The sequence below is a fragment of the Streptomyces sp. NPDC044063 genome, from assembly GCF_056434285.1.
This window is the reverse complement of the sequence record NZ_JBWKFM010000022.1, coordinates 58,316-74,035: the sequence shown is the minus strand read 5'-3', so window position 1 is coordinate 74,035 and position 15,720 is coordinate 58,316. Positions and strand designations below refer to the sequence as shown.

Genomic DNA, 15,720 nt, shown 5'->3' with positions numbered 1-15,720 from the left:
GGGGAGGCGCGCGCATGAACGAGACACTGGTGACGGTCCTGGGCAACGTGGCCACGCAGCCCGATCTGCGGGAGACGGCGAGCGGCTCGGTGCTCTCGCGCTTCCGCCTGGCGGCGACGGTGCGCCGCTGGGACCGCGAGCGCGAGGAGTGGACCGACGCGTACACCAGCTTCTACACGGTGCGCGCCTGGCGCGCGCTCGCGGTGAACGTGGTGGGCTCGGTGAGCCTGGGGGAACCGGTCGTCGTCCACGGGCGGTTGAGGGTCGTGGACGAGGAGCGGGAGGGCCGGCGCTGGGTGTCGGCCGACATCGACGCCGTGTCGGTCGGTCATGACCTCACGCGCGGTACGTCGGCGTTCCGCAGAGCGTCACCGGCCTCGCAGGTGCTTCCGCTTCCGGTCGATCCGGTGCGGATGGCGTGCGTGGGTCCGGGGGCTCCACCGGAGACTCTCGCGGAACCCCCGGACCCGGCCGGGGCTGCGGTGATGACGCATCGGGCAGCCGCTCCGCCCCATTGAAACGGGCGGTTTGTCCCGGCGATTTGTCGATAATCCAAGGGCCGGTACGGCTATGCGATAACGATTCCGATTCGGATCGGCCCTGTGCAGGCGTGCGGGAAGGGTGCCTTCCGTGCGCTCCATAAGATCCCCTGCAGAGCAACGGGGGCTTCTGAGTTTTGAGTTGCCCGGTGGGGCGCGCCCGCGACGGTCCGGACCGAGCGTCGTGCGAGCCGCGCCCGCCCGAAAGGAAATCCATGAACTCTGTGAAGGGGCGGGGCGTGAGGCGTCTCGCCGTGGCGATTCTGACGACAGGTCTGGCGGTGGTCGGCACCGTGGCCGCCGGGAGCGGGGCGGTAGCGGCCGACGAGGGGCGGAAGAGCCAGGGCGGCGTGACCGCCACCCTCGGCCGTCTCACGGCCGGCGGCGGGGCCGTGGTCCACGACCGGCGCAAGACCGGGACCGTCATGGCGGGCCTGTTCGAGATGAAGGTCGACGGCGGCGGCACGCTCCAGACCTACTGCGTCGACATCCTCACCAACACGGTCGACGGGGCGAAGTACAAGGAGACCGGCTGGGGCGAGTCCTCGCTGCACGCCAACCGCGACGCGGGGAAGATCCGCTGGATACTCCAGCACTCCTATCCCCAGATCAACGACCTCGCCGCGCTCGCCAAGGACTCCGGCGCCGGCACCCTCGACGCCAACACCGCCGCCGCCGGCACCCAGGTCGCCATCTGGCGCTACTCCGACCACGTCGACGTCGAGGCCCGCGACCCGGCCGCCGAGAAGCTCGCGGACTACCTCCAGAAGAGCGCCGAGAGCACCGGGGAGCCCAAGGCCTCCCTGACGCTCGACCCGCCCGCCGTCTCGGGCCGTCCCGGCCGGCGCGTCGGCCCGGTCACCGTCCGCACCGACGCGGGCACCGCCACCGTCGCCCCCACCGGCGAGGCGGCGGGCAAGGGCGTGAAGGTCGTCGACAAGGCGGGCAAGCCCCTCACCTCGACCGGCGACGGCGGCGAGCTCTGGTTCGACGTCCCGGCCGGCGCCCCGGACGGGTCCGCCGCCTTCAAGGTCACGGCCGCCACCAAGGTCCCGGTCGGCCGGGCCTTCATCGGTGACCACACCCGCACCCAGACGATGATCCTGGCCGGCTCCAGCGAGAGCACGGTCTCCGCCACCGCCACCGCGAACTGGGCGGGCAAGGGCGCGATACCCGCCCTCGACGCCCGCAAGGACTGCGCGAAGGGCGGCGTGGAGATCACCGCCGGCAACACGGGCGACCAGCCCTTCACCTTCACCCTCGACGGACGGCGGCACACCGTGGCGCCGGGCGGCTCCGAGACCGTCCTGATGAAGGTCGACGAGGACCGGGCGTACAAGTTCACGATCACCGGGCCGAACGGTCTGACCAAGACGTTCTCCGGAATCCTGGACTGCAAGACCGCCGAGACCGGCTCCACCGGCGGCTCCGCCGGCGGCGCCGGCACCCCCGCGACCGCCGCCACCCCGGTGTCCGGGAAGGCCGCCCCGGCCACCACCGGCGGAACGGGCGGCGCCGGGTCCGCCACCAGCGGCGACCTCGCCACCACCGGTGGCAGCGGCACCACCCCGGTCATCGCGGGCGTGGCCATCGCGCTCATCGTGGTCGGCGGCACCGCCGTCTTCCTGCTGCGCCGCGAGCGCGCCTCGACGGGGGAGAGGCGGGGAGGCGACGCCCGCCCGCGGCCTCGCGCACGGTCGGTGACCGGGGGAGTTCCCACGGTCACCGGCACGTCGCCGCAACGCGTTTCCGTCCAGGGCTTCCGGTACGGCAAGATGGGGTGTATCTGCCCTCACGCGGCGGAGCCGCACATTGGCCCTTCTCGATTGCCGGACGGTTTCTCTTGGCTGAGTACATCTACACCATGCGCAAGACGCGCAAGGCGCACGGCGACAAGGTCATCCTCGATGACGTGACGCTGAGCTTCCTGCCCGGTGCGAAGATCGGTGTGGTCGGCCCCAACGGCGCCGGTAAGTCCACCGTCCTCAAGATCATGGCCGGTCTGGAGCAGCCGTCGAACGGCGACGCCTTCCTCTCCCCGGGCTACAGCGTCGGCATCCTCATGCAGGAGCCGGAGCTCGACGAGAACAAGACGGTGCTCGAGAACGTCCAGGACGGCGTCGCCGAGGTCAAGGGCAAGCTCGACCGGTTCAACGAGATCGCCGAGCTCATGGCGACCGACTACTCCGACGCGCTGCTGGAGGAGATGGGCAAGCTCCAGGAGGAGCTGGACCACTCCAACGCCTGGGACCTCGACGCCCAGCTGGAGCAGGCCATGGACGCGCTGGGCTGCCCGCCCGCCGACTGGCCGGTCGTCAACCTCTCCGGTGGTGAGAAGCGCCGCGTCGCCCTCTGCAAGCTGCTGCTGGAGGCCCCCGACCTGCTGCTCCTCGACGAGCCCACCAACCACCTCGACGCCGAGTCCGTGAACTGGCTGGAGCAGCACCTGGCCAAGTACGCGGGCACCGTCGTGGCGATCACCCACGACCGCTACTTCCTCGACAACGTCGCCGAGTGGATCCTGGAGCTGGACCGCGGCCGCGCCATCCCCTACGAGGGCAACTACTCCACCTACCTGGAGAACAAGGCCGCCCGTCTGAAGGTCGAGGGCCAGAAGGACGCCAAGCGCCAGAAGCGCCTCAAGGAAGAGCTGGAGTGGGTCCGCTCCAACGCCAAGGGCCGGCAGGCCAAGTCCAAGGCGCGTCTCGCCCGCTACGAGGAGATGGCGGCCGAGGCCGACAAGATGCGGAAGCTGGACTTCGAGGAGATCCAGATCCCGCCGGGCCCGCGTCTGGGCAGCGTCGTCGTCGAGGTCAACAACCTCTCCAAGGCGTTCGGTGACAAGGTCCTCATCGACGACCTGTCCTTCACCCTGCCGCGCAACGGCATCGTCGGCGTCATCGGCCCGAACGGCGCCGGCAAGACGACGCTGTTCAAGATGATCCAGGGCCTGGAGAAGCCGGACTCCGGCACCATCAAGGTCGGCGAGACCGTCAAGATCTCCTACGTCGACCAGAGCCGCGCCAACATCGACCCCAAGAAGACGCTGTGGGCCGTCGTCTCCGACGAGCTGGACTACATCAACGTCGGCCAGGTCGAGATGCCCTCGCGCGCCTATGTGTCCGCGTTCGGCTTCAAGGGCCCGGACCAGCAGAAGCCGGCCGGTGTGCTCTCCGGTGGTGAGCGCAACCGCCTCAACCTGGCGCTGACCCTCAAGCAGGGCGGCAACCTGCTGCTCCTCGACGAGCCGACCAACGACCTCGACGTCGAGACCCTGTCCTCCCTGGAGAACGCGCTGCTGGACTTCCCCGGCGCCGCGGTGGTCGTCTCCCACGACCGCTGGTTCCTGGACCGAGTGGCCACGCACATCCTGGCGTACGAGGGCAACTCGAAGTGGTTCTGGTTCGAGGGCAACTTCGAGTCGTACGAGAAGAACAAGATCGAGCGGCTCGGCCCGGACGCGGCCCGTCCGCACCGCGCCACCTACAAGAAGCTGACCCGGGGCTGATGCACCGGCTGTGCTTCGCCGACGCCGGGGAGGCGGCCGATCTGGCCGCCTTCCTGGCCCGGCTGATCCACTACGACCGGGCCGCCGCCGTCCGGCTCCAGGCCGGCGGCGGCGTGCTCGGCGTTTTCGGGCGCCCGCCGTCCTTCGAGGTCCTCGCCATCCGCACGGCCCGCCTCGCGGCCGGCGCCGAGCTGGACGCGACCGTCTCGGCCGGACAGCTCGCGGACGCCCTCGACGCGGGTGTCCCGGTGGCGGACGGCGGCCTGGAGGTCGTCGTCCCCGAGGCCGTCACCGGCCCGCCCTGGGCCGGCGTCCTGCCGCCCCGCGGCGGCTGGCGGCGTGTCGAGCCCTTCCCCGCCGGCGCGGACGTCCGGGGCGCGGTCGCGGCCGCCGTCGCGGAGTTCCGGGCCCGGGACGAGGCGCTGCCCGAGCAGCGCCGCACCCGCGCCGAGCGGGACCGCATCGGCCGGGAGATCTGGTCGCGCACCCTGGGCGACACCGGTCTGCCCCTGCGCGCCGTGCACGCCGCCCAGTCGCTGGGCTTCCTGCGCCCTGTCCGCGAGGAGCGGACCCCGGCAGGGCACGCCGTGGCCAACGGCGCCGGCGCGGCGGCTCCCGCGGCCCGGGCCGGCGGCGCGACGGCCGTGGCACCCGAGCCGCTCGCCCTCTTCGCCGCGCGCGGCTGGCTGCGGCTGCGCACGCCCTACGGCTCCGTCGCCGTACGCACCGGCGGCGGTCTGCGCGATCTGACGGTCACGCCCGCCTGACGACGGCGTCGTCAGGCGGCGGCCGGCGTGCGTCAGCCCTGGGTGTTGACCATGGAGGCGGCCGCGTAGGTCATATAGCCCCACAGCTGCCGTTCCAGCTCGGGCGCGAGCTGAAGCTCGTCCACCGCGTCGCGCATGTGCCGCAGCCAGGCGTCGTGGGCGGCGCGGTCGACCGTGAACGGCGCGTGGCGCATCCGCAGCCGCGGGTGACCGCGGTTCTCGCTGTAGGTGCGCGGGCCGCCCCAGTACTGCATCAGGAAGAGCACCAGGCGCTCCTCGGCCGGGCCGAGGTCCTCCTCCGGGTACATCGGCCGCAGCAGGGGATCCCCGGCCACGCCCTGGTAGAAGCGGTGGACCAGGCGCCGGAAGGTCTCCTCGCCGCCGACCTGCTCGTAGAAGGTCTGCTCCTGAAGCGTGCCGCGCGGAATCTCATTCACCCCTCCATGGTCTCAGACCACCCGGCCGAGGACCGGGGCCTCAGGACCCGCCCCGTCCCCCGCCCCGCCCGGACCCGCCCCGTCCCCGCCCCGCCCGGACCCGCCCGGTCCCCCGCGACCGGCCGGGCGCTCAGCTCCGCCGGACCGTGATCGTCGTCCACGCCCCCACGTGCACCCGGTCGCCGTCGCCGAGGGGCACCGGCACGTAGGGCTGGATCGGCTCCTCGGAGCCGTTGACCGTGGTGCCGTTGGTGGAGTCCTGGTCGACGACCGCCCAGCCGCCGTCCGGCTGCTGCACCAGCATGGCGTGCTGGTGGGAGACGCCCGGGTCCTCCGGCGGGCGGGACAGGTCGATGTCCGGCGACTCGCCCGTGCTGTGCCGGCGGCGCCCGATGGTGACCTGGTGGCCGCCGAGCGGGAACCGCAGCTCGGGCGCGTACGCGGGCAGGTTCAGCCCCGCCGCCTCCGGCCCGCTGCGGTGCATCATCGACAGGAAGTACTCGCGGTCGGGCGCCACGAGGGCCACCCAGCCGCCCCCCTGCGCGGGCGGCGCGGCGACCGGCGCGGCGGTCGGCGGGGACAGCATCCAGTCGTCGTCGGCCGGGAAGGGCTCCCCGAAAGCGGCCGGCTCCGGCGGCCCCAGCGGTTCGGCCGGGCGGTTCACCCGGGACGGGCGGGAACCGTGGTACTCGAAGCTCTGCGGCGGCGGGGCGTGCTGCGGAGGGGGCGGCGGCGCCGACTGGAAGCCCTGCACGGGCGGGGGCGGCGACGCGTAGGGATTGGCCGTGCGGGTCGCGAAGTTGTAGCGGCACTCCTCGCAGAACGGCGCCTGCGCCTCGCGGGGCGTACGGCACTGCGGGCACAGCTCGGCCTGGACGGTGGCGTCGCCCCCGTAGCCGAAGCCGCCGGGGCCGGGCGGCGGACCGGGCGGCGGGCCGGGCGGGGGCGGAGGAACGACGGGTGCGGGCGCGCCGGCCTCCGGCATCCGGTGGCCGCACACCTCGCACCAGTCGTCGGCCCCCGAAGGGTGGCCGTTCGGGCAGGTCGGCATGGCGGTGGATTCCCCCTCGTCACTTCTTGACGCGAACGGTCTTGGTGGAGCGCGTCTCCAGCGTCATCTCCGCTTCCTCCGAGACCTTCGTCTTCAGCCGCACAGTACCGTTCGCCGCGTCCACGACGTCCACCACCTTGGCGAGCAGTTTGGCGGTGTCCTCGTGGCCGGAGCGGCTGGCCAGTTGCACCGCGCGGCCCAGCCGGGCCGTCGCGCCGTCGATGTCCCCGGCCTTGCGCAGGTCCAGGCCCTGCTGGATGGCCTGGGCGAGCTCCGCCTGGCCGGTGTAGTGGGCGACCTGGGGGTTGAGGGACGTCGACGCCGCCAGGTCGTCGGTCCACACCGCCCGCACCAGCCCCTGCGCGAGGACGTGCGGCGAGGCGCCGTCCGGGGTGGGCAGCACCAGGGAGACCCGGGCCGCCAGCATCTCCTGGCCCACATGGGCGCTCGGCACCCGCACGCACACGTGGTAGTCCCGCGACTCGTCGCCCCAGGAGCCGGTGGGGTAGTCGCCCGCGCGCGGCCCGGCCGGGGCCCGGCGGTCCGTCAGCTCCTCGACCGTGGGCGCCACCTGCTTCACGAAGACGACCTCGGCGCCCTGGGGGGTCCACAGCCGCAGGGAGACGTCGCCGACCTCCTTGCCCATGACCGCCTCCATCATCCGCGTGAAGTCGTCGGCCAGCGCTGCCGGGTCCGCGACGATGTCGGCGCTGCCCAGCAGGGCGGAGGCGATGCCGGTGACCTCCTTGACCTCCCAGTCCGTGCCCACGCCGCGCGCGTCGCAGGTGAACCGGCCCGCGCAGGCGTCGAGCGAGGCCCGCAGCGCGTCCGGCTCCTCGTGCTCGTTGCGGCCGTCGGTGAGCAGGATGCCGTGGCGTATGGAGGCGTCCGAGGAGGACAGCAGCCGGTCGGCCAGACGCAGCCAGGTGCCGATGGCCGTGCCGCCGCCCGGACCCAGCTTGCGCAGCGCCTCCTTGGCCTGCCCGCGGGTGGTGGCGTCGGCCACCGCCAGCCGCCCGCCGCCGGGATACACCTCGCGCGCCTGGTGGGTGCCGGCGACGACGGCGAAGGCGACGCCGTCGCGCAGCGCGTCGACGGCGGCGGCCGTGGCGTCGCGGGCGTTGCGCATCTTCGCGGGCGGATAGTCCATCGAGCCCGAGCAGTCGACCATGACGACGACCGCCGCGTCGGGAGCGCCCCCGCCGAGCGCGACCGAGCCGGGCGCCAGACCGGCCCGGGGTGGTGGACCCTCCTCCGCGACGGCGGTGACGGTGACGATCGCGTTGACCTCGCGACCCCCCTCGGGGAGGTTGACGTTCTGGTACACCTCGGCCGAGAACCGCGGCACGCTCGGCAGGGACGGGTTGGCCATCTGATCCGCTCCTTCGTACTCCACGTGGTCACATGGGACGTGCGGCGGGCGGACAGCCGCGCGGCGCCGGGCACCGGCGCCGCGTGTGTCGATCCCCCCGTGGTCGTGCGGGCCGTCAGGCCGATCCTGCCCCCTCGCCGGGGGACGGGAACGGCACGACGGCCACTGTTACGTTGTCGTGGCCCCCTCCGTCCAGGGCGTGCGCCAGCAGACGGCGTGCGCACTCCAGCGGCCGGGTGCGGGCGTCCGGCGGCACCACGGCCGCCATGTGCTCGGCGGACTCGGCGTAGTTCCACAGGCCGTCGGTGCAGACGATCACCACGCCCGGCCGGTCGGGGTGGTACGAGGCGGTGTGCGGCTCGACCTCGTAGGCGTCGGCGCCCAGCCAGCCGGTGATCGCGTGGGCGCGCTCGTCCGCGTACGCCTCGGCCTCCGACATCAGGCCCGCCGACACCATCTGGGCCGCCCAGGAGTCGTCCTCGGTCAGCCGGGCGGGCTGGGTGGCGCGGTCGTCGGGGACCCAGTAGGCGCGGCTGTCGCCGACCCAGCCGACGGTCAGCAGGTCGCCGGTGACGACGGCGCTGACGATGGTGCAGGCGGGGGCGTTCTCCTGGCGGTAGTGCTCGTGCTCGCGCGGCCGGTGGGCGGGGCCGGCCAGGGCGGCGACGGCCTCGGCGGCCACGAGGACGGCCCGGTGGGTGGCCTCCTTGGGGGGCGCGCCCCGGTCCAGCTCCTCCACCAGGGCGACGTGCGCCGCGGCACAGGCGGTGGCCGACGCCTCGTCGGGGCGGGCGGCGGACGACACGCCGTCGCTGACGACCGCGACGACGGTCGGGCCGCCGGCCAGCTCGGTGGTGGACACGGCGTACGCGTCCTCGTTGCGGTGGTGGCGCAGGCCGCGGTCGGTGACCGCCGCGACGCCTGCCGACTCGTGCTCCATGTGATTCCGTTCGCGCGGTTGTGCGTGCCCGCAGTGTTCGCAGTACCCGTCTTCGTCGATCATGCCCGACCGGCAGGCCGGACAGGCCCCGCCGGGGCCCGCGCCGTGCGCCGGCTGGGCGGGGACCCCGCCGGGCGGCGGGGCGAGGAGGTGGTCGTCGGCCCCCCGCAGCACGGGCGCGCCCGGCCGCCGCCGTACGCCGGAGCGCGTCTCGGCCGTCGCGGGCGGCACCGCGGAGAGGTCGGCTCCGCATCCTCCGCAGAAGTTGTCGGCCGGCTCCAGCGGCTCGTGGCAGACGGGACACGCCGTCAGCTGTGGGGGCAGTTGCGACATCGATCACACCCATGTCCTGGGGCGGTAACGGTTGGCCCGTTCCACCAGTTCGATCCGTTCCTCACCGCGCTGGGCCAGCCGGGCGAGCACGCGGTACGAGCGTTCCAGCCCGAACCGCAGCCCCTCCTCGTCGAGGCCGCCGCCGAGCAGCCGCTCCGGCCCCGGCGGCGCGCCACCGGCGGGAGCGGCGCCCTGACGGCCCGCCAGCACCCAGTCCAGCGCGGTGCCCAGCACCTCGGTGACCAGCCGCTCGCGCCGCACCGCGTCCAGCCCGGCGTCCGTCAGCCGTTCGACCTGGCCGGCGGCCGCGCCGAGGTCCGCCAGCAGCGCGTCCCGCGGCGGACGCTGCCGCAGCCGCGCCCGGACCGCGGCGACCCGCGCCGCCGTGGAGTGGACGGAGGCCTCCGGCACCGATTCCAGGGCGCTCACCGCGCCCGCCCGGTCCCCGGCGGCCAGCCGCACCCGGGCGAGCGCGAAGGCGGCGCCGACGAACCCCGGATCGGTGACCCACACCGAACGGTAGTACTCGGCGGCGTTGTCGAGCTGACCGAGGAGTTCGGCGCACACGCCCAGCGCCAGCTTGGGGGCGGGTTCGCCGGGGAAGGCGTCGTAGACGGCGTCGAAGGAGAGCGCCGCCCTCCCGTGGTCACCGGTGGCCAGGGCGTGCACGCCGCGGTACCAGACGGTGCGCCAGTCGTCGGGGTGCGCGGCCTCCAGGGCGGCGAGCGCCTGGTCGGCCGGGCCGTCCTCGCCGAGCTCCAGATGGGCCCGTACCCGGCGCAGCCGCAGCTCCGGCGAGTCGCCCGGCGCCGCGCGCAGGGCCGCGTACACCTCGGCGGGCTGGGAGGCGATCAGGCCGGCCAGGAAGCCCGCGTTGGGGTCGGAGCCGTCGACCACGGGCAGCGGCAGGGCGAGGGCGGTGGCCCGCGCGTCCACCGGCTCGACGGCGGGCACCGGGGGCCCGGCGGGGGCGGTGACCGTGGCGGGGGCGGCCGCGGGGGCCCGCCGGCGTTCCGGGGAGCGCTCGCCCAGCGCCGAGACGGCCCCGGTCCACGGCACGAACAGCCGGGTGTCCACCACGCGCGGCTCCGGCCCGAACAGCGTGGAGACCGCCGGCCGCGGCCGGCCCGTCTGGAGGGCCACGATCTCCCGCAGGACGCCCGTCAGCTGTTCGGCCATCTCGTCGGCGGAGGCGAACCGCCGCGCCGGGTCGGGGTCGGTGGCCCGTACGAGCAGCCGGTAGAAGGACTCGTAGCGGGTGAAGACGTCGATGTTCCCGGGCTCGGGCAGGCGGTCGGCGAAGACGTTGGTGTAGCCCTGGAAGTCGAAGGTGAGCACGGCGAGCGTACGGGCCACGGTGTACAGGTCGGAGGCCACCGAGGCGCCCAGCTCGGCCACCTCCGGGGCCTGGTAGCCGACCGTGCCGTAGATCGGGCTGTCGTGGTCGTCCATCCGGCGGACCGCGCCCATGTCGATCAGCTTGAGCCGGTCCTGCTGCTGGATGGCGTTGTCGACCTTGAAGTCGCAGTAGAGCAGATTGCGGCTGTGGAGATGGGCCAGGGCCTCCAGCGCCTCGATGCCGTACGCGCACGCCTGCTCCACCGGCAGTGGATCGCGCCGCCCGTCGGGGTGGCGCCGCTCGTTGGCGATCTCCTTGAGGGACGTGCCGCCGACGTACTCCATGACGATGTAGCCGTCGAGGCTGCCGGTGCGCTGGTCGAGGTGTTCGACGAAGTTGTAGATGCGGACGATGTTGGGGTGCTCGATCTCCGCGAGGAAGCGCCGCTCGGAGACCGCGGCGGCCAGCGCGTCCTCGTCGCCGGTGTCGAGCAGGCCCTTGAGGACCACCCAGCGGTCGGAGACCGCGCGGTCGATGGCCAGGTAGATCCACCCCAGCCCGCCGTGCGCCAGGCACCCGGCGACCTCGTACTGGCCGCGGACGACGTCCCCCGGGCGCAGCTTCGGCACGAAGGAGTACGGGTGGCCGCACTTGGTGCAGAAGCCCTCCGTGCGCCCGGGGCGCCCGCCGCGCGAACGCCCCACGGGGACCCCGCAGTCGCTCCGGCTGCAGAAGCGCTTGCGCTCGGGCACCTCCGGCCGCTCCAGCACGGCCGCGGGCGGATCGGGGCGCGGCAGGGCCGGCATGGTGACCAGGCCGGCGCCGAGCCGGTTGCGCCCGCTGCCCGGAGCCCCCGTCCGCCGCGTGCGCACCGAGACCGAGGGGACCGACCGGCCCTCCGACCCGCCGGACCCGCCGGACCCCCCGGACAGCGAGCGCGAGAGCCGGCCGGGCACCGAGCGGGGCGAGGACGAGGACCGTGACGATGACCGCGACGAGGACCGGGAGGAGGAGCCCGACGAGGACCCGCCGGACCCCGGCGACCCGGCCGACCCTCCGGACCCCGCCGAACCGGATGACCCCGCCGAACCGGACGACGCCGACCCGCGGCCGCCCGCCCGGGTGACCCCCGTCGGCGGCGAGGCGATCCGCCCGCTGGGCGACACCACGGGCGCCAGCCCGCACTCGCCGCAGTACAGCTCGCCGCCGCCGACGTCCTCGTAGACGCCCGCGCAGTCCGGTCGCTGGCAGCTGGTGCCCGTCATGATTCCCCCCTGGCCTCGGCGGCCCCGCCGACGACCGGCCGGGCGGGCGGGGCCGCCGCCTCCGCCACGGCCTGCTGGAAGCGCAGCACCGCCCCCTCGGCGGCGAGCAGGTCGCACGGCGCGCTCCACAGCATGCGTCGCGCGACGTCGTACCGCTCCAGGACGATCCGGTCCTCCGCCAGCCCCAGCCGGGCGGCCTTCGCCCGGTACGCGTCCAGCCGCCCGCGCAGCTCCGCCCGTACGGCCAGCGGGGCGGTCACCTCCGTCAGCGACTCGCGGGCGCGCAGCAGCTCCTCCTCGGCGCGCCGCTCCAGGTTCTCCAGGAGCGGCGACAGGAGGTGCCAGCGGGCGTGTCTGCGGTGCTCGCCGGCGGCCTCCAGCCGCTCGTAGAGGGCGGTCGGCGGCCCGGAGACGGCGGGCACCTCGAACGCGGCGATCTTCGACAGCACCTCGGCGCGGGCCCGGCGGGCCTCGCCCAGGGTGCGGTCGGCGCGCGAGAGGACGTCCCGCACCCGCATCAGCCGCCGGTCGGCGTCCTGCCGGACGTCCAGGACGGCCTCGATCTCCCGGCGCACCTCCTCCAGCGCCAGCGCCGCGCGGTCGTAGCGCGCGGTGTCGGGGCGGCCCCCGCCGGGCGCGGTCCCCGCCGGGGCCGCGGTCCAGAAGGCGAGCGGATCCGATATCACCGCGGCCCGCAGCGCGGCCAGTTCCGCGTCGATCCGCTCCAGGTCGTCGCCGGCCGGGTGGTCACCGGGCCGTACGCCCACCGAGTGGGCCAGGGCGCGGACGCGCTCCAGCTCCGCGGCGAGCAGGTCGATGCGCGCCGGCAGCGCGGACCAGACGGCGTCGGCGGCCACGACCACGTCCAGGGCGCGCGCGTACCAGCTGTTCATCCGGTCGACCAGCTCGGTGAGGCTGAGCCGCTCGCTGAGTCTGGCGGCGGCGCCCAGCAGCACGGCCGTGGCCGCGGGCGGCCCGGCCGGCAGCGTGATGCCGCTGCCGCACAGCAGGTCGGTCAGCTCCGACAGCTCGCCCTGGGTGGGCCAGCGGCGGCGGTCCCGCAGCTCGCGGGCCGCCTCCAGCGCGTCGGTGTAGGCGTCGAAGTACACCCACAGCTGGGTGACGAGCGCGTCGGTGACCTCCCAGCGGTCCTTGGTCACCCCCGTCAGCTCCGCGCCTTCCAGCAGGCGGCGTCCGGCATGGTCCTGGAGGGCCAGCAGCGAGGACTCGACGGCCTCGTGCTCCGCGCCGAGCCTCGTCAGCGCACGGTCCACCTCCTCGCGGCTCAAGGCCGGCCCGGTGGGCCCCGCGACCGCCATCGATCCCCTCTCCTGTCCGCGGCCCGCGCCGCGCTCGAACGCCGAGTCCTGCCCGCCGGTCCCGTCCGCCGGCCGTGTCCTTCAGGCCGCCGGTCCGGCGGTCCGCCGGACCGTCAGTCCTTGTACTTCGGTTCCGGAGGGGCGGTGATCCCCTTGAGGTCGGCCGCCAGCCACCGTCGGTAGGCGACCATCCACGGGCTCGCGTCGCCGCCCCGGCGGTAGTCCTCCAGAACCGCGTTGACCCGGCGTACCAGGTCCTGGTCCTTCAGGTTCATCGCCACGCCGTAGGACTCGGTGGTGAACGGTTTGCCGACGAGTCGCACGGACGGGTCCTGGGCCGCCTGTCCGGCGGCCAGCGCGCTGTCGGTGATCACCGCGTCGACCTGACCGAGCTGGAGCCGCACCAGGCAGTCGAGCTGGTTGGGGACGGTGAGCACCGTGGCGCCGTGGGACTCGTGCCGCAGCTCGCTCTCGCCCGTGGATCCCTTGGCCGTACAGACCTTCCGCCCCCTCAGGCTGTCGTCGAACGCCGTCACCGGCGACCCCTTGGGGGCCAGCACCTGCTGGCCGGCCTCGAAGTAGGCCGTGGAGAAGGCGACTTGCCGGATCCGTTCGCAGTTGATGGTCATCGTGCGCGCGATGATGTCCACCTTGCCCTTTTCCAGAGCGGGTATGCGCTGGTTGGTGGGGATCGCCAGAAAGGTGACCTTGTCGGGGTCGCCGAGGATGGCCTTGGCCACGGCCCGTACGAGGTCGATGTCGAAGCCGCTGAGCTCACCCGTGGCCGGGTCGCGGTAGCCCCAGCGGTAGCTGTTCTGGTCCACGCCGGCGATGAGCCGGCCGCGGTCCCTGATGCGCCGCACCGCCGGCCCGTCGGCCGTCGAGGGCCGTAGGCCGGCCTCCGGGTCGGTGCACGTGGCGGGCGCCCGCGCGGCCGCCCGCCGGTCCGCGCCGGCCACCGGCGGCGGCCCCGCCCCACCGGCGTCCCGGTCCGCGGGCCGCGGCGGCACGGCGGCCGTCGCCGCCAGCGCGCAGACCGCCGCCGTCACGGCCGCCCACCACCGGCCGGCCCCAGGGCCCGTCCCACGCGCCCGGACTCCCTCACCCATGATCCGGCCTCCCCCTGTCACCGGTACTCCGAGAGCCTGCGTCCGACGCCGAGCACGGCCGCCGTGGCGCCCAGGACGGCCAGCACGGCCGCGCCGGCCGTCAGTCCCGTCAGCGCCCCGCGGCCGTCGTCCGCCGCCGTGCGGAACCGTCCCTGCTCGTGGGCCAGCGCCCGGCCCAGTTCCCGGTCCACCCGGTCGAACGATTCGCCCGTGCTGTCCTTCTCGCCGATGACCTTCGGCAGTGCCCGGTCGTAGTAGCCGCCCTCGTCGGCGGCGCGGGCGTCGCGGTGCCGCTGCTGCCACCGGCGCACCTCCTCGATCGCCCGGTCGACCGGGGCCCGGCCCCCCTCCCCGCCGGCGAGCGAGCGCGCCCGGCCCAGCAGGCTGTCCGCCACCGGGTCGCCCGAGGTGGGCGTGTCCTTGGCGTCGGCCCCGACGAGCCGGCCCATGTCCGCGCGGTAGCCGGCCTCGTAGGCGTCGCCGCCCTCGGGCGTGAGCACGGCGCCGCGCGCCACGAGGGTCAGGCTCTCGTCGCCCCGGGCCTGGAGCGAGGCGATCCGGGCCTCGTTGAGCACGCGCAGGGACCGGGCGCCGTGCTCGTAGGAGGTCGTCATGCCGGACCGCGCCAGGGCGTGCCCGGTCACCAGCCACAGCAGCGCCACCGCGCAGGCGGCGGTCGCGGCGACCAGGCCGCGGTTGAAGACGCGGTGGGTGCGCCGGTAGTCGCGGCGCTGCGCCCAGCCGAGGGCGCCCAGGGCGACCACCCCGGTGGCCAGCGCCGCCCAGGGCCAGTCCTCGGCGTCGTCGTAGTCCGCGCCGAGCCGGCCGGTCTCGGTCTCGTACAGCGCCCGGGCGGCGGGCAGCAGGTCCTCGCGCATCCGGTCGCCGGCGAGGCGCAGATAGGCGCCGCCGAGCGGCAGTCCCTGGCGGTTGTTGGCGCGGGCCGACTCGACGAGGCCGGTGTAGACCGGCAGTTGGGCGTTGAGGCGGGCGATCCGGCGGCCCGCGTCGTCCGACGCCTCGGTGTTGGCGGCGGCCTTCACCAGCAGCGCGGAGGCGAGCGCGATGTCCTTCTCGTACCGCTCGCGGACGGCGCGCGGCTCCCGGCCGCCGGCGAGGAAGCCGCCGGCCGCCGCGGTGTCGGCGTCGGCCAGGGAGCGGTAGATGTCGGCGGCGTCGGCGCTCAGCGGCTGGCTGTGGCCGATGACGGCGTCCGCGGCCGCGACCCGGTCGGCGATCTGCCAGGAGGCGACGGCGCCGAAGGCCACCAGCAGTGCCGCCAGCGCCGCGCCGATGATGCGGAGTCTGCCGGGCTCCGTCGTGGCCGCGGCCTTCAGGCTGTCCAGACCCTCGCGCCACGCGGTGCGCCGGGCGCCGCCCGGATCGGGCTGCGGTGGTGACACGTGACCTCCCCCTCGGTCGCCGGTCGGCGCCCGTCTCCCGGTGAGCGGTGGGGGACGGGTGCCCGGCCAGCAGTATGGCCGCAGGGACGGGCGAACACACCGGTCGTGCACCGATCTTGTGCGGACCGCGATCTTCCTGGTGTGTCCGTGTCGGCCTTCGCCTGTGTTCACGCGTGGGATGGCTGTTCGGTTCCCGTGCGGGGGAGGACGGGACGCGTGGGGGCGCGGACGCCGGTGGGGGGGGGGGGGGGGGGGGGGGGGGGGGGGTGGAGGGGGGGGGGGGGGGGGGGGGGGGGGGGGGGGGGGGGGGGGGGGGGGGGGGGGGGTGGTGGGGAGGG

Annotated in this window: 12 protein-coding genes; 4 read left to right on the top strand and 8 right to left on the bottom strand. The window is 74.8% G+C overall.

The annotated features are described in order from the left end of the window. Window positions 1-14 precede the first annotated feature (14 nt). The 4 genes from AC07BS_RS24745 to AC07BS_RS24730 all read left to right on the top strand — a co-directional run bounded on the left by AC07BS_RS24745 (window position 15) and on the right by AC07BS_RS24730 (window position 4,814). The gene (locus AC07BS_RS24745) at window positions 15-518 is read left to right on the top strand and encodes a single-stranded DNA-binding protein (protein ID WP_478934527.1); all 504 of its coding nucleotides are present in this window, start codon (window positions 15-17) and stop codon (window positions 516-518) included. Window positions 519-754: 236 nt separating this feature from the next. Beyond that, window positions 755-2,455 (top strand): Cys-Gln thioester bond-forming surface protein, encoded by a 1,701-nt coding sequence (locus AC07BS_RS24740; RefSeq protein ID WP_478934525.1) that lies wholly within the window; start codon window positions 755-757, stop codon window positions 2,453-2,455. Beyond that, window positions 2,383-4,047 (top strand): energy-dependent translational throttle protein EttA, encoded by a 1,665-nt coding sequence (ettA, locus tag AC07BS_RS24735; protein WP_478641711.1) that lies wholly within the window; start codon window positions 2,383-2,385, stop codon window positions 4,045-4,047. Before AC07BS_RS24740 ends, ettA begins: the two co-directional genes overlap by 73 nt. After that, entirely contained in the window at window positions 4,047-4,814 is a 768-nt protein-coding gene (locus AC07BS_RS24730; protein ID WP_478641709.1) for a DUF8010 domain-containing protein, read from the top strand. Before ettA ends, AC07BS_RS24730 begins: the two co-directional genes overlap by 1 nt. A 32-nt stretch (window positions 4,815-4,846) precedes the next feature. On the opposite strand, the gene AC07BS_RS24725 is transcribed toward AC07BS_RS24730, so the two are convergent. From AC07BS_RS24725 to AC07BS_RS24690, 8 genes are all read right to left on the bottom strand, one after another. After that, window positions 4,847-5,251, bottom strand: coding sequence for a globin (locus AC07BS_RS24725; RefSeq protein ID WP_478641707.1), 405 nt, complete (start codon window positions 5,249-5,251; stop codon window positions 4,847-4,849). A 130-nt stretch (window positions 5,252-5,381) separates the two neighbouring features. Beyond that, a complete protein-coding gene (locus tag AC07BS_RS24720) occupies window positions 5,382-6,302 on the bottom strand; it encodes an FHA domain-containing protein (protein ID WP_478934522.1) in 921 nt (306 codons plus the stop codon). A gap of 19 nt (window positions 6,303-6,321) precedes the next feature. After that, window positions 6,322-7,674, bottom strand: coding sequence for a vWA domain-containing protein (locus AC07BS_RS24715; protein WP_478641705.1), 1,353 nt, complete (start codon window positions 7,672-7,674; stop codon window positions 6,322-6,324). A 115-nt stretch (window positions 7,675-7,789) separates the two neighbouring features. Next, complete coding sequence (locus tag AC07BS_RS24710) at window positions 7,790-8,947, bottom strand: protein phosphatase 2C domain-containing protein (RefSeq protein ID WP_478934520.1); 1,158 nt, start codon at window positions 8,945-8,947, stop codon at window positions 7,790-7,792. A gap of 3 nt (window positions 8,948-8,950) precedes the next feature. Next, entirely contained in the window at window positions 8,951-11,551 is a 2,601-nt protein-coding gene (locus AC07BS_RS24705; RefSeq protein ID WP_478934518.1) for a serine/threonine-protein kinase, read from the bottom strand. Continuing rightward, on the bottom strand, window positions 11,548-12,870 hold the full coding sequence (locus tag AC07BS_RS24700; RefSeq protein WP_478641702.1) for a hypothetical protein: 1,323 nt from the start codon (window positions 12,868-12,870) through the stop codon (window positions 11,548-11,550). Before AC07BS_RS24700 ends, AC07BS_RS24705 begins: the two co-directional genes overlap by 4 nt. A gap of 113 nt (window positions 12,871-12,983) precedes the next feature. Further along, window positions 12,984-13,979, bottom strand: a complete 996-nt coding sequence (locus AC07BS_RS24695; protein WP_478934516.1) for a glutamate ABC transporter substrate-binding protein — start codon at window positions 13,977-13,979, stop codon at window positions 12,984-12,986. A 17-nt stretch (window positions 13,980-13,996) separates the two neighbouring features. Continuing rightward, complete coding sequence (locus AC07BS_RS24690; RefSeq protein ID WP_478934514.1) at window positions 13,997-15,382, bottom strand: hypothetical protein; 1,386 nt, start codon at window positions 15,380-15,382, stop codon at window positions 13,997-13,999. Window positions 15,383-15,720 lie beyond the last annotated feature (338 nt).